The 13,394-nt window shown below is 43.3% G+C and carries 11 protein-coding genes; 6 read left to right on the top strand and 5 right to left on the bottom strand.

Going from position 1 to position 13,394, the window contains the following annotated elements; all coding sequences use genetic code 11:
* Window positions 1-3 precede the first annotated feature (3 nt).
* Together AC0VYI_RS16825 and AC0VYI_RS16820 are read left to right on the top strand one after the other, a co-directional pair.
* The gene (locus AC0VYI_RS16825; protein ID WP_475444308.1) at window positions 4-984 is read left to right on the top strand and encodes an ABC transporter substrate-binding protein; all 981 of its coding nucleotides are present in this window, start codon (window positions 4-6) and stop codon (window positions 982-984) included.
* Between the two features lie 144 nt (window positions 985-1,128).
* The gene (locus AC0VYI_RS16820) at window positions 1,129-2,208 is read left to right on the top strand and encodes a FecCD family ABC transporter permease (protein ID WP_199475214.1); all 1,080 of its coding nucleotides are present in this window, start codon (window positions 1,129-1,131) and stop codon (window positions 2,206-2,208) included.
* A gap of 106 nt (window positions 2,209-2,314) precedes the next feature.
* Here the strand turns inward: AC0VYI_RS16820 and AC0VYI_RS16815 are convergent, their stop codons facing one another.
* Window positions 2,315-2,848 (bottom strand): glutathione peroxidase, encoded by a 534-nt coding sequence (locus tag AC0VYI_RS16815; RefSeq protein WP_475444305.1) that lies wholly within the window; start codon window positions 2,846-2,848, stop codon window positions 2,315-2,317.
* A gap of 289 nt (window positions 2,849-3,137) precedes the next feature.
* Between AC0VYI_RS16815 and AC0VYI_RS16810 the strand changes: the two genes are divergently transcribed.
* The 4 genes from AC0VYI_RS16810 to AC0VYI_RS16795 all read left to right on the top strand — a co-directional run bounded on the left by AC0VYI_RS16810 (window position 3,138) and on the right by AC0VYI_RS16795 (window position 6,815).
* A complete protein-coding gene (locus AC0VYI_RS16810; protein WP_475444303.1) occupies window positions 3,138-3,617 on the top strand; it encodes a GNAT family N-acetyltransferase in 480 nt (159 codons plus the stop codon).
* A 199-nt stretch (window positions 3,618-3,816) separates the two neighbouring features.
* A complete protein-coding gene (locus AC0VYI_RS16805) occupies window positions 3,817-4,965 on the top strand; it encodes an ABC transporter substrate-binding protein (RefSeq protein WP_199475224.1) in 1,149 nt (382 codons plus the stop codon).
* 9 nt (window positions 4,966-4,974) lie between these two features.
* On the top strand, window positions 4,975-6,045 hold the full coding sequence (locus tag AC0VYI_RS16800) for a FecCD family ABC transporter permease (protein WP_475444301.1): 1,071 nt from the start codon (window positions 4,975-4,977) through the stop codon (window positions 6,043-6,045).
* Window positions 6,045-6,815, top strand: coding sequence for an ABC transporter ATP-binding protein (locus AC0VYI_RS16795; RefSeq protein ID WP_475444299.1), 771 nt, complete (start codon window positions 6,045-6,047; stop codon window positions 6,813-6,815). The genes AC0VYI_RS16800 and AC0VYI_RS16795 overlap by 1 nt, the downstream gene beginning before the upstream one ends.
* A 98-nt stretch (window positions 6,816-6,913) precedes the next feature.
* On the opposite strand, the gene AC0VYI_RS16790 is transcribed toward AC0VYI_RS16795, so the two are convergent.
* The 4 genes from AC0VYI_RS16790 to AC0VYI_RS16775 form a co-directional block, all read right to left on the bottom strand.
* Entirely contained in the window at window positions 6,914-9,016 is a 2,103-nt protein-coding gene (locus AC0VYI_RS16790; RefSeq protein ID WP_475444297.1) for a TonB-dependent siderophore receptor, read from the bottom strand.
* A gap of 261 nt (window positions 9,017-9,277) precedes the next feature.
* Window positions 9,278-9,550: an HP1242/YdcH family protein gene (locus tag AC0VYI_RS16785; protein ID WP_475444295.1), complete on the bottom strand. Its 273-nt coding sequence runs from the start codon at window positions 9,548-9,550 to the stop codon at window positions 9,278-9,280.
* Window positions 9,551-9,852: 302 nt separating this feature from the next.
* On the bottom strand, window positions 9,853-12,861 hold the full coding sequence (locus AC0VYI_RS16780; RefSeq protein ID WP_475444293.1) for a DUF748 domain-containing protein: 3,009 nt from the start codon (window positions 12,859-12,861) through the stop codon (window positions 9,853-9,855).
* Between the two features lie 18 nt (window positions 12,862-12,879).
* Window positions 12,880-13,260 (bottom strand): YbaN family protein, encoded by a 381-nt coding sequence (locus AC0VYI_RS16775; protein WP_475444291.1) that lies wholly within the window; start codon window positions 13,258-13,260, stop codon window positions 12,880-12,882.
* Between the last annotated feature and the right edge of the window lie 134 nt (window positions 13,261-13,394).

Genomic DNA, 13,394 nt, shown 5'->3' with positions numbered 1-13,394 from the left:
AAAATGACTTTTTCAACAAAAAGTGTTCGGACAGCAGCATTCATTTCAGGAGCCGTGCTAAATACATTGCTAGCAACCTTTGTCCATGCTGCGGGCTACCCCGTTACGGTACAAAGTTGTAATCGTCAAGTGACGTTTGATCATGCCCCCAAAGCGGCTGTTTCGAATGATGTGAATCTGACAGAAATGATGTTGGCACTTGGGTTGCAAGATCATATGGTTGGCTTTACTGGCGTATCAGGTTGGAAAACCTTGGACCCAAGCTTACGCAATGGGATTCGACAGTTGCCTGAACTTTCGCCTAAATACCCTACGAAAGAAGTGCTATTAGGGGCAAATGCGGATTTTTATTTTGCCGGGTGGAACTATGGTATGCGCGTGGGTGGCGGTGTGACGCCAGAGACGTTAGCGCCGTTGGGTATTAAGGTTTATGAGCTAACGGAAAGCTGTATTCATATCATGCACAAGCCTAAGGTATCGATGAATGATATGTATGTGGATCTTCTTAATCTTGGGCGTATTTTTAATGTCGAAGATCGTGCTCAAAAATTGGTGAATGGTTATAAGAAAGAATTAGCGACGTTTCAGGCGACACTAACGCCCTTGAAAAAAACGCCGAAAGTGTTTGTCTATGACTCTGGTGAGGAGCAACCCTTTACCGCAGGGCGTTATGCCATGCCAACGGCCTTAATCGAGGCGGCTGGCGGTAAAAACATTGTTGATGATGTGCAAAAAAGCTGGACTCAGATTGGCTGGGAGCCGGTGATTGCCAGAAATCCCGATGTGATTGTTATTGTGAATTATGGGGACGTTACCGCTCAGCAGAAAATCCAATTTTTAAAGAGTAATCCGGCTTTTAGCGATATCACAGCGGTGAAAAAAAATCATTTTGTGGTGCTGCAATATGTGGAAGCCACGCCTGGACCTCGTAATATCGAAGCGATTAAGAAGCTAGCGAGAGCCTTTAGAGATGATGAATCTTAAGTTGGCTTTATGGCTCGCCTTAGACATAAAAAACTTGAATATTGGGCGTTGACCAGCGTTGTATGACATTAAAGTTCGTACTTTATTATCGATCGTTTTCGTTGAATAGTGTATAAGCGAGAACGACACTTGAGTTCCAGTTGTATGAAAACGAGAAAAAGACAAATGGATAGGGCGGCGTTAGTTGCTATGCCTTTACCCGTATTGTTGCTCCTATTATGCCTGCTGCTTTTACTTATGATGGGGGTAGCCATCGGCGTAGGATCCGTGCCAATTAGCCAAACGACTGTGTGGGGCATTATTTTTCATAAAATATCAGTCGCTGTGGGGGAGGTCTCTTGGCTAACACCACACTGGTCCATGGGGCGAGAAAATATTGTCTGGGCGGTACGTTTTCCCAGAACCATTTTAGCCGCCATTGTGGGGGCGTCGTTGGCGATGGTGGGCGCTTCATTGCAGTCGGTAACACGTAATCCCTTAGCGGATCCGCACTTGCTTGGCGTGTCATCGGGGGCAGCGTTAGGCGCCATTATTGCCTTATTGCATACGGGTATGATTCTCGGATCTGTGACGGTACCTGTGTTTGCTTTTTTAGGCGCTTTATTTGCAATGGGGCTAGTTTTGTTAGTCGCGAATTTTTCGGCAGCCGATAGTGCAGGGCGTTTAATACTTGCGGGGGTTGCCGTTGCGTTTGTATTGACGGCGTTTGGTAACTTGTTCATTTTTATGGGGGACCACCGGGCTTCCCATACGGTGATTTTCTGGATGTTAGGTGGCTTGGGCTTAGCTCAATGGGGGCAACTGTGGTTTCCTTTTTTGACCCTGATCTTTTGTTCGGCTTATTTAATTTATAAAGCACGCTTTTTAAACGCCATGATGCTAGGTGACGAAACCGCCAGTACTTTGGGGGTACCCGTGCATCGTTTTCGTTTGTCGGTCATTGTGGTGTGCGCCTTATTGACTGGCGCAGCGGTGGCGTTCTCAGGAGTCATTGGCTTTGTTGGCTTGATGGTTCCACACATTGTGCGCTTATTGGTTGGCGGAGATTATCGAAAAGTACTGCCTTTGTCTGCGTTACTGGGGGCGGTGTTTCTGGTGAGTGCGGACATTGTTGCCCGGGTTATCATGCCGCCTGAAGACATGCCTATTGGTATTTTAACGGGGTTAGTGGGCGGTCTCGGTTTTATCTTTTTGATGAGGCATCGCAGAGGCGTGGTGTTGTAATGACACTGAATAAGAGCACGAGAAAGGAATATTAATGGGTGAGTGACATAAAAAAACGGATCATATGGATCCGTTTTTTTGAGCTTTTCTATTGGGGTAGTGACGTTTATAGATCGGCTTCGATAGCTTTCACAAGGGCTTCGTTGTCTGGTGTGACATCTGGAGAGAAGCGTATCACCTTGCCTTCTTTAGTGATGAGGAATTTTTCAAAGTTCCAGACCACTTCAGGTGCTTTGGTCGCCTCAATGTTATGGCCTGCTAGCATAGTCACCATCGCGTCACGATTCGGTGTCTCAGGGGCTGCTTCGATTAAGCTTTTGTACAGTGGGTGCTTCTCGTCACCAGTGACAACGATTTTGCTAAACATCGGAAAAGACACATTATAAGTAAGGCTGCAGAACTGTTGAATTTCTTCGTCTGTACCGGGTTCTTGTCCTGCGAAATCGTTTGCAGGAAAGCCAAGTATTTCAAAGCCTTGGTCTTGGTATTTTTTGTAGAGGGCTTCTAGACCTTCGTATTGTGGCGTTAAACCACATTTCGATGCCGTGTTAACGATCAATAGCGTTTTGCCACGGTAAGCCGATAAATCCGTATCTTCACCTTGAATGTTTTTAACCGTTAAATCTAATATGTGACTCATGTTATTCCTCTCGAATCGTTGGCATTTTTATAAGATGAAAGTTTTCATCCTGTTTATCCAATACTAAGCCTACCTGTATTCACCACTAAAGAATGCGCAAATAAAGGCTATTTTACGAGTTAGGCCGGATTAACTACGAAAAATGAGCGCCAAACCAAAGAGGAAGAGGCCGATGCCGCAAATTTGCTGGAGGCGTTTTTTTATTGTTATCTTGCCTTAGCACCGCAACAGCTAACACAACAAGCGCAGGCATTCTATGATTGGCTAAAGGGGTTAATGGAGGGTGTAAATGAACATTGAGTATCGTGCTATCGATGTCGAAAGGGATTATGAGACTTGCTATGAGTTTCGTAAAGATGCTTATTTCTGTAGTTTTGCGACTTTCCAGGGTTATGAGACGTTGATAGAAGGCTATAAAGAGCGCTTGCTAGAACGGATCCATCACCCTGACTGGTTTTATTTTCATCTATGGTACGACAGTAAAATCATTGGTCAGCTGGAATTTCGTTGTTTTTCGCCACGAGAAAAAACGGGCTATCTTCACCTGATCTATTTAGCTGCTGAATACCGTGGAATGGGCTTGGCTAGCGAATTAGAGCGTTTTATTGCTGGTCGTTTGATGGAGAAAAGATGCCAATATTGTTTGTTGTCTGTTAGCCGCACGAATCAACGAGCGTTGCTTCATTATGCAAAGTTTGGCTGGCACTACGACTCTCCAAATCCAAGACATGATACGACAGATTTTTACCTCAGAACTCTATCAGAATGACGGTGGCAGCATAATGACTCTATATATGTACGGTAATCGTCAATATTTTGTTTGAAAGAAGTGAATACATCCTTTGTCTGAGGATAATTTGAGAACAGATGTTGAATGAGAATGTTTTTTGTTTACATTGCTCTTTACTAAACAATACAATATTCATTTACTTGTATTCCGTTCTTAGGTTTTTTAACAGGGGTTGTTTATGCGTTATTTGGCGTCGCGCTTTGTTTTTCTTTTCATGGGGTTCTTTTCGTTGGGCGTTTATGCGGCGACGTATCCGATGACTGTCACTGATATGGCGGGGCGCCATGTGACGATTAAATCAGAGCCAAAACATATTGTGTTACAAGATGGTAGAGATGTGTTGATGCTGGCGGTATTGGATAAAAAGAATCCATTTAAACGCGTTGTTGCTTGGAATAATATTATCAAGAAAAGTGATTCGGGGCTTTGGCATCGACTAGCCACACAGTGGCCAAGCGCTAAAAAAATCTTGGATATGAACTTTGGCGATAGTGGCCAGTTAAACTTAGAAGAAGTCTTAACCCATCAACCTGATTTGTTAGTCGCAGAGTTGCGTTCTAAACCGGCTTTAGAGCAAGGTGGGGTGATTAAAACCTTGGCTAAATTAAACATCCCAGTTTTGTTTGTTGATACCGCTGAGAACCCGATTAAGGATGCTCCTGCCAGCGTCAAACTATTGGGTAAAGTGTTGAATAAAGAACAGAATGGTGATGCGTACTTCAACTTTTACCAGCAGCAGCTTAAAATCGTAGACGATGGGGTGAAAGCCGCTGTAGCCAAGCAAGGAGGCAAACGTCCTAATGTGTTTATAGAAGCCCATGCGGGCGTCAAAGGGCCAAATGATTGTTGTTTTACGCATAACAACTTTGGTTGGGCAGATTTAGTGGAAGCCGCTGGGGGTAATAACTTAGGCTCTGAAGTGTTAAAAGGGCCAACGGGCGTAGTGGCGATGGAAAAAGTGCTAGAAATGAAGCCCGATGTGTATGTGATGACAGGTTCCCAGTGGCCAGGACGTAGTAAATCCATTGCTCTTCCTTTGGGGTATGATGTGACGTCAAAGCAAGTTCAGGAAGCCTTTGATCGTTTATTATCTCGACCAGGTTTCAAACAACTATCGGCTTATAAGAGCCATCGAATTTATGGTGCCTATCACCAATTTTACAACCATCCTTATAATATTGTTGGAGTCGAAGGGTTAGCAAAAGACTTTTATCCAAAAGAGTTTAAAAATCTCAATCCAACACAGACCTATCAAACGATTTTGACACGCTTTACTGATATTAAGAGTGATAAAAATTTAACGTTATTTGCTCATGCCAAGGAATAATTTTTCCTAATGAATACTGTTTCACAAACGCTGGGCCAAGCGCCCAGCGCGCACGTTTACAAAAATGATGTGCGTCGTAAATTACTGTTGATTGTTGTTTTCTTTATCTTAACGGTTCTTGCCGTTATAACCGATTTATTATGTGGTTCAGGGACGTTACCTTGGCATGTGGCGCTTAATGGTGTGTTTCATCCAGATCAGGCCTCTCCCATGGTGCATGTGGTGATGTGGGATTTGCGTATGCCTGTAACCATCACGGCGGTATTATCCGGTATTGGTTTAGCGATTGCGGGTTCGTTAATGCAAACTGTGCTGGATAATCCATTGGCAGAGCCCTTTACTTTAGGCATTTCTTCTGCTGCAGGTTTTGGTGCAGCATTGGTTATTGTCTTCCAAACGTCTTTAGTGAGCTTTCTTCCTGTTGATTATTTACTGACGGCGAATGCCTTTATTTTCTCTCTAGTGACTGTGTTGTTTATTGGCATTTTTGCGGCTCGCAAGGGATTGTCAGTTGAGATGATCGTGATGCTGGGGATTGCCGTGCATTTCATCTTTTCGGCGCTACTGGGCTTGGCGCAATACGTTGCGAATGTGGATCAACTTCAGTCTTTGGTCTTTTGGATGATGGGGTCTTTGCAGAAAAGTACCTGGACACAAGTGGGGATCAATGCAGTGATTATTGTGCTGGTTGTTCCCATCTTACTTTTATTGTCTTGGCAAATTTCGGCACTACGAGGCTTTGGTGAGCAAGCCCAAGTGTTAGGGATTTCAGTGGCACGCCTTCGTATGTTGTTATTGACTTTTTCCGCGTTGTTAGCAAGTGCTATTACGGCGACGATTGGGGTCGTTGGCTTTATTGGACTGGTGGCGCCACATGTGGCCCGTATGCTGGTTGGTGAGGATCAACGTTTTTCGCAATTGATGACAATGATTGTTGGCGCTTTAATTATGACCTTATCTTCCATCGTCAGTAAGATGTTGATACCAGGCGTTATTTTACCAATTGGTATGGTGACCTCCTTGTTGGGCGTACCATTTTTTGTTTGGTTGGTATTCGGCCGTAGTATGGGGAGACGATAATGCTTAATGTTAATGAATTGTCTGTACGGATTGGTAAAGTTGATATTCTAAAACCAGTGAGTTTTGAATTAACCACAGGGCAATCTTTGGCCTTGTTAGGGCGCAATGGGGCCGGAAAATCGACGTTGGTAAAAGGGTTAGCGGGGCTAGTAAAAGCCAAAGGAGACATTCAATTAGAAGGTGTGAGCCTTAATGATATGACGCAAAAGGAGCGCAGTCGGATTATTGGTTATGTGGCCCAAGACTTCTCTAGTAGCAATGTGCGTTTGAGTGTGTTTGAGTTATTGTTATTGGCTCAGAATAGTCAAAACATGCAGTTACGTGCGTCACCTGAAAGTCTTGTTTTAGCACAAGAAATGCTCAACATGCTTGGACTAGCACATTTAAGCGAGCGTATGCTGAATGAGATGTCAGGTGGTCAAAGACAAATGGTCGCCTTAGCCTTAGCGCTGATTCGTAAACCAAAATTGCTGTTGCTGGATGAGCCCACATCGGCGTTGGATTTAGCGAACCAGTTACAGCTTTTACAAACGGTTCGTGATTATACTCAAGAGCAAAATATCACCACTCTTATGGTGTTGCATGATTTGAATTTGGCCCATCGTTTTGCTGATCAAACGATGATTCTTGAGTCAGGTAAAGTTTCGGCATTTGGTGATACCCATGAAGTGCTGACGGCAGAACAAATTGCGAACAGTTACGGTGTGCATTGTGAAGTCTTTATCGGCTCCGATGGCTCAAGGAGTATTCATCCTTTATCTGCTATTTGACGTTTATTTCATTAACAGGTCGACTTTATAAAAAGGGTGATTATCTATTATTGGATATCACCCTTTTTTTGTGGTCTTGATTATTTTGTTAAGACAAATCAGAAATCGTAAGTGGCGCTTAGATAAACGCGACGGCGTTCACCGACGAACGAGCCGATGGTTTTGGTAAAACCACTCACGGCGTATTTTTTATCGAACAGATTTTTGATGTTCAGCTGAAATTTCCACTTTTCCCAATGAGTCTGCCATGAGGCGTCGTATACCGTGTAGGGTTTGACTTTTTGCCCTTGGCGATTGATTTGCTGGCTGACATAATCAGCTCCCAATCCAATGGATGAACGAATGTGTGGAAAGTCATATCGTGTCCAAACACCAAGCTGGTTATGTGGTGTATTGGCAAAGCGTTTGCCATTGGCATATTGGATACCATTAAACGCTTTTTCGACAATGGTGTCGTTATAGGCGTAGTTGATATTCGCGACCCAGCGTGAGGTGATATCGGCCATAATATCTAGTTCCACCCCTTGGCTTCTTACTTTGCCAAAGGCAACTTTTTTATCGGTGTCGTTTGGGTCTTCTTGGAGAATGTTCTTGCGGATAATATGGTAAGTCGCCAGATTTACATTCAGTCGATTATTCAACCAATAGCTGCGCACTCCCACTTCTATTTGTCGACTTTCTTCTGGGTCGAAAGGTCCGCCTACACTGGTTTGTTGGTTCTCTGCATCCTGTGGAACAAAGCCTGTTGAGAAGGACGTATAGGGTTTGAGATGTTTATTGATTTTGTAGGTGGCGCCAATGCGTGTGGAGTAGCCTGTGTCGTAATAGTCGGTCGAAGAGTCCTTTAAGTGGTCATGATAGGCTTGCTTAATCCGGTCAATACGCACACCCGATGTGAGCTCCAGTTTGTTGGTGATTGCCCATTGATCTTGTGCATACAGACCAAGTTGGTCGGACGTGGTGTCTTCGTTGGTATGCTCGTGCATGATGTAATTGTTGGTATTGTCTTTTCCATAAACAGGGTGGATAAGACTTAAATTAGAGACGCCATCGGCTGGACCGGTTGCCCTTGAGTAGGTAAAACGGTTCTTTTCGTGGTAATACTCACTCCCTACTAGCACAGTATGCTTGCCAAGCTCCGCGATTAAATTACCTGCTAAGGTGATGCCTTTGCGTTTACGAACTTGGTCTCGGTATTGACGTTTACTGGTATCGGGAATGCCATCACCATTCGTATCAAGCAGTTTGTTTATTTCGTGATATTTCTGAGTCTCGGTATTTTCGAAGTAGCGAACGGCGAGATTACTATCCAACCATGAATTAATGGTGTGGTCGAGCTTAGTTTGAAAGACTTGTGCGTTAAGCTCTTGGTAGTCTGTTCTTTCGTTATCGTTCCAAGAAATTGGCGCTAGGAAGTTGCCATTATTATCCGTTGGAATCCCGCGTAAGCGAGCGCCGTTTATGTTCTGGTGAATATTTGTATATTGAGTGGTCAGTGTGTCGTTATCGTTAATATCCCACGCATAGCCAAGATCGATAATACGGTTTTGTTCTTTCACATTATTGCGGTATGAATGTTGTCCATCCGAATAAATTCCCACTCGGTAGCGTTTTGAAGCCTCTTTGTTAAGTGGACCAGAGGATTCTACACTGCCGCTTAGAAAGTCTTTGTTGCCCACCGTGGCTTGGATCGTGTTGCGTGGATCATAGGTTGGTTTCTTGGTGACATAGTTAATCACACCGCCAGGTTCTCCCGCGCCATACAGGGCACCAGATGGCCCTTTTAAGACCTGAATCTGATCAATGGTGAAAAGTTGAGGAATTGAAAAATCCCCATAAGGATCGCCTTTCAATCCATCGTAGAGGATCTCGTCTTGGCTGAAGCCGCGTAGGGTAACAGTAGAAACGTTGTTTTGTGATAATCCTGATATTGAGCGATACAAATCGGTTATTTGCCGTGCAGCTTGATCCTCTATCATGGTGTGAGTCACCACTTGCACGGACTGTGGTGTTTTGTCTATAGGGGTTTCAGTACGTGTGGCGAAGGTTGTTTCGTCGTCTTTATAGTAGGACAAAGCGCGTCCTTTCACATCTATTGTGTCTAATTTTACGTTTGCGTCTGTTGTGTCGGCAAGGGTATTGGTAGAAAAAGCAAGCGCACTACAAGCTTGCATTGCGATCAGAAAGGGGTTGAGCTTCATAACAAAACCAAGGGTCAAAAAAATGGAAGGAATATGATAGTGATTATGATAATCGTTTGCAATATTGAGTTGTTTTAATATACCAAAAGGTTTTGTGGATTGGTTGTTATTGGATGAAAAAGCGAGGATTAACGAGATAAAGCTCGTAAGGCATTGTTCATCAAGAATATTTTTAGAAGGTTGCTAGAAGAGCAAGTTAGAATAGTAAAGGCGCAATGATCAGATCCGTTCAGTCCTCTGCCTCATTACGCCTTCATGGAATTAAAGTTGCATTTGGCTTGTCTGGTTAGCAGTCTGAGACTGTTTTAGATAATCAACCAAGGTGTCTTTAAGTTGCAAGCGACGCTTTTTAAAGGTCTCTTCTTCTTCCGTTGAAACGAGAAGAATTTCCTGCTCCATTTTTTTGATTTCGTTCGTCAGGTAGTGGTATTCATCCGATAGCTTTTTAAAGTGGTCATCCGTCATTTTAAGACTATGAATGTCGTCTTTAAATTCTGGTAACTCAAGGGCTAAATTATGATTTTCGATAGGCATATTATTTTCCTTTTTTCACTCTCTAATCATTAGGCTAGGTTATTTGCGAGTTTGATGTCTTGATACCGATCACGTTTTTTAAAAAACGCATTAGTAAAGTTATGGCGCATTGAATTCATCATCACAAGGCATTGCGCATTTATTACTTGGCTTTTAGGCATTTTGAAGAGGCTTTTACTAATCGCTGACGGCGCATGTGTGAGCAGATACCCCCATATTGGTTAATAAGGATTATGGCGAGGTAACTGATTCTTTTGTCGTTTAACTTGCCGCCAGTTCGCGATGAGCTGGCGGCAATTGGATTAAAAGTTTAAATCGATGCGTGGCGTGCTACCACGGGTAAGATCAACTTCAGGCGCGCAGATAAAAATACGAGAGGAGTCAATCTTTTGGTTCACTAGGTAATTTTTTAGGCTCTGTGCTCTTTTTATTGCTATCGCATTGGCAGTTTGACGGGCTGCATCACTTATGGTGACTGGTGGCTTTTCTAGGCCTAAATCCTGATAGCTTGCTACACCACAGGCTCTCAGCTCACTGTCTTCTTTGTTTTTCATAAGATCTGTTAATTGTTTTAAAAAAGTTTCTTGATCTGCCGAAAGGTCGGTTTGTTTCGCCTGAAATTTCAAAGGCTCTACGCGAATTTTTAACAACTGTTCACCTGCGAACTGCGCAATTGAAATGACATTCGCATAAGGCACAAAGGTTTGCAGTAAATAATTAGTGGACGCTTTAAATAAGGCCTTCTTGATTGGCAAAACGAGGAGATCTCCCCATCCGAACTGAGGGTTATCTATGTTACCGGAGAGGGGAATATCGAGATTAATATTACCGTTTCCGTCTTTTAATGCGCTAACTGCAATGTTCAGAGGAATTACTCCAGTTTTGATCACTGAGCTGCTTTTGTACGTCCCTCCAAGGTCAAATTGTTTTAGTACAATATGACTTGTGCCACTGATAACACCTTCTTTCGAGGTCAATTTAAGGTTTAGATTCAATTGACCAGAATCAATTTGGTAACCCAAAACATTCGCGATATAAGGAGAGTAAGGCGGTAGCTCGGCTTGGCTAACCACTAAGTGAGACGACATGGTGAGTTTTTTGGCGAGAGGAAGTATCGTCAGTTCACCAGAAAGAGTGGAGTATTTGTCATTTCTAGCTTGGAAATCTAAAGTGGCTTTTTGCTCTTTATCCTTAGTGTTGAGGTTGCGAATAGCAAACTTTTCAATGGTTAGCGTGCGCTTTAGAGCGGGATCAATACTCTTGTCTTGAATATATAAGCTAGACTTACCTGTCATGTTGTAAGCATTTAAGATCACATAATAAGGGGCTTTAAATGCGGTGTTTGCAGAGGCGTTGGTTGAACTCTGTTGTGTGGCGATGTCTTGTTGTTTCGGTACGTCGATTGGTTTGGCTTTTTCTGAGGGTGCTTGCTGTTCGTTGGTGTCGACAAATACCAAGTTTTCAATGCGTTTTTTGCTGTCTAATAGCAAGTTGCCTTTAACCCCTTTGGTATCGATCTGTTTGATGCGAATGCCATCTTGGTTTGCATGGATTTGATCAATAGACACATCATCAATGGTAGCAAGGGCTGGAGAGGCGGGCTGATTTGTTTTAGGCACAAGAGGCTCAGAAACGATAAGTTTTTGAATGTTCAACTTATTAAGAGAGACGTTAAAGTTGTTACCTTGCTGGTTAAGGTTAACGTGAGAGAGTGAAGCATCTTGCCATGATGCCGCTCGTTTTGTGTCTGATAACTTCGCATCAAAGGCTTGAGTCATCAAGTTTAGGTCTGTGCCTATTACATGGGGTGTTTGTTGGTCATTAAGGTCTAGGTTCAGGGTATTCGCCGTAATATGCAGTTGTCCTAGTGAGACATCCGCTTTATTTTTTTGTTGAGCCGTGATACCAGCTAACGTCAGTTTTATGTCGTTATTATTGACTTTTATACCCTTGCTCGGTGTTTGTGAGAACGAACTGGTATTCGTCAGGCTGAGAGTGTCGTAGTGGGTTTTGATATCCGCTTGTTCTGCGCTTAGGTTGTGACTGTCTAGCTGACTTTTTACTGAGAGCTGAAGCGCATCAGTAGTGGATTTGCTCAACTGTAACTGACTAAGAGCCAAAGTGCTTTGCTCATTCGTCAAGGCAAGAGAAGAGAGCGCCAATGTTAATTGATGAAGGTTGATGTTGGCCTGTGGTGTATTGGCGGTGAGTGTTTGGTCGTGCTGTGTTACATCGAAAGGCGTGTTAACGGATAGCTGGGCGACACTGGCACTTTGCTTATCTTTTAGTTTGGTTGTTAATCCATTCACTTGAATATCCACATTGCCTTTTGCACTGATGTTGTTTTGTGAGTCATAAGAGGCGGATAGGTTTGATAGCGCTAAGGTACTGGAAGCCAGAGAAAGATGATTTTGGTCTGGCAGGGGTAAATTCAATGCCTTGAAGTTAGCGGTGAGTGAAGAATCGTTAAGCTGGTACGATGTTTTACCATCATTTTTTTGCAGGCTGGCAGTCAGAGTTCCTTTCAGGCCGATATTCCCCTTACTTGTTTGATAAGGGGTTGGAATAAAGTGGGCGAAGGCTTGCAGTGGAAGTAAGGTATCTTGAATCGTTAGACTTGCTTGGCCTTTTATTGGTGTGTAATGAAACTGACTCACAAGATCAATCTTGGCGGTATTAATGTCTGTGTTTAGTTGGACGGAACCTTGCCAGTCCATGCCTTTCCCTATCAAATCGTAAATCGATAACTTATTGATTGAGAGAGTGTCTTGCTGTATGGGTGCGCTGGCATCTAGCTGGCGGCTTAAGTTGATATGGCTATTAACGAACGAAAACTGTGGGACTTTGATTGACCAAGGCGTGCTGTTTTTTTCTGTTTTGGGTGTATTGTTTGTCGGCTCTTGTGCCGTCTTAGATTGGTATTGAGCAAGGTTGATACCTGCAATGATCCAGTCGTTTTGTTGTTGTTTAACCGACAGGGTCAGTCCATCAATTTTGGCGTGAGAAACCTGGATGGTGCCAGAAAGTAATGGAGAAAGATTGATCCCCAAATCCAGTTCTTTAAGGGTTAAGGTATCCTGTTTTTCTTTAGTGATAGTTAAGTCTTTTATGGTCACTCTTGGCGGAAAAAAGTGGACACGAAGGTGTTGTAGTGAAGCGTTTTCGCCTTGTGACTGAAAGTATTCTTGTAAATAATGTCTTGCTACAAACGGCGTAATTAGCCAGACAATAAAAATTATCCCAATAAGGGTTAGGCTGGGAATAATAAACAGATTGCGTAACGGTCTTTTGGTGATGTTGCTAAGCGCCATATTCTCTACCTTGAGGAGTTAAATCGATGTGTCATCTGGTCGTACTGGCAGGCGTAATAGGTAAGTGCATACCGCGACGCCAATACAAATAAGAGAAATGGTCGCCCAAAGACGACCGATAATAATCATAGAAATTCCCATTCCCATCCACATCAGAATAATAGCTCGGTTACGCGCTTTTCTTGGGATGCCTTTACCTGATTGCCAATCACGAACCATCGGGCCGAAGTATTTATGGTTCATCAGCCAATGATGGAAGCGTTCGGAGGATTTAGAAAAACACCATGCCGCGAGAAGTACCAGAGGGGTGGTAGGGAGTAAAGGCAAAAATATACCGATAATGCCTGTAATCAATGACAGCCAACCCAAGATAAGTAAAGCAATTCGTTTCCCCTGCATAGACTGATCCGTGACATTGAGTGGTAATGAATGTGTTATTTTAACCTTGCTTGCAAAGATAGCCAGCCCAAAAAAGTCCTGCGAAATAAAGAGACGAACAGATAAACTTTGCCATATTTTCTCTAGTTTAGCTG

The organism is Marinomonas sp. 63XJN7_9_ISO-PGPR-S23-217 (genome assembly GCF_056173515.1).
This window is presented reverse-complemented; position numbering and strand designations above follow the sequence as displayed.

Coding starts and splice junctions, on each gene's coding strand:
- AC0VYI_RS16780 (WP_475444293.1), bottom strand. CDS start 12,861: ATGGCGCTTAGCAACATCACCAAAAGACCGTTACGCAATCTGTTTATT.
- AC0VYI_RS16790 (WP_475444297.1), bottom strand. CDS start 9,016: ATGAAGCTCAACCCCTTTCTGATCGCAATGCAAGCTTGTAGTGCGCTT.
- AC0VYI_RS16810 (WP_475444303.1), top strand. CDS start 3,138: ATGAACATTGAGTATCGTGCTATCGATGTCGAAAGGGATTATGAGACT.
- AC0VYI_RS16800 (WP_475444301.1), top strand. CDS start 4,975: ATGAATACTGTTTCACAAACGCTGGGCCAAGCGCCCAGCGCGCACGTT.
- AC0VYI_RS16785 (WP_475444295.1), bottom strand. CDS start 9,550: ATGCCTATCGAAAATCATAATTTAGCCCTTGAGTTACCAGAATTTAAA.
- AC0VYI_RS16825 (WP_475444308.1), top strand. CDS start 4: ATGACTTTTTCAACAAAAAGTGTTCGGACAGCAGCATTCATTTCAGGA.
- AC0VYI_RS16820 (WP_199475214.1), top strand. CDS start 1,129: ATGAAAACGAGAAAAAGACAAATGGATAGGGCGGCGTTAGTTGCTATG.
- AC0VYI_RS16805 (WP_199475224.1), top strand. CDS start 3,817: ATGCGTTATTTGGCGTCGCGCTTTGTTTTTCTTTTCATGGGGTTCTTT.
- AC0VYI_RS16815 (WP_475444305.1), bottom strand. CDS start 2,848: ATGAGTCACATATTAGATTTAACGGTTAAAAACATTCAAGGTGAAGAT.
- AC0VYI_RS16775 (WP_475444291.1), bottom strand. CDS start 13,260: ATGCAGGGGAAACGAATTGCTTTACTTATCTTGGGTTGGCTGTCATTG.
- AC0VYI_RS16795 (WP_475444299.1), top strand. CDS start 6,045: ATGCTTAATGTTAATGAATTGTCTGTACGGATTGGTAAAGTTGATATT.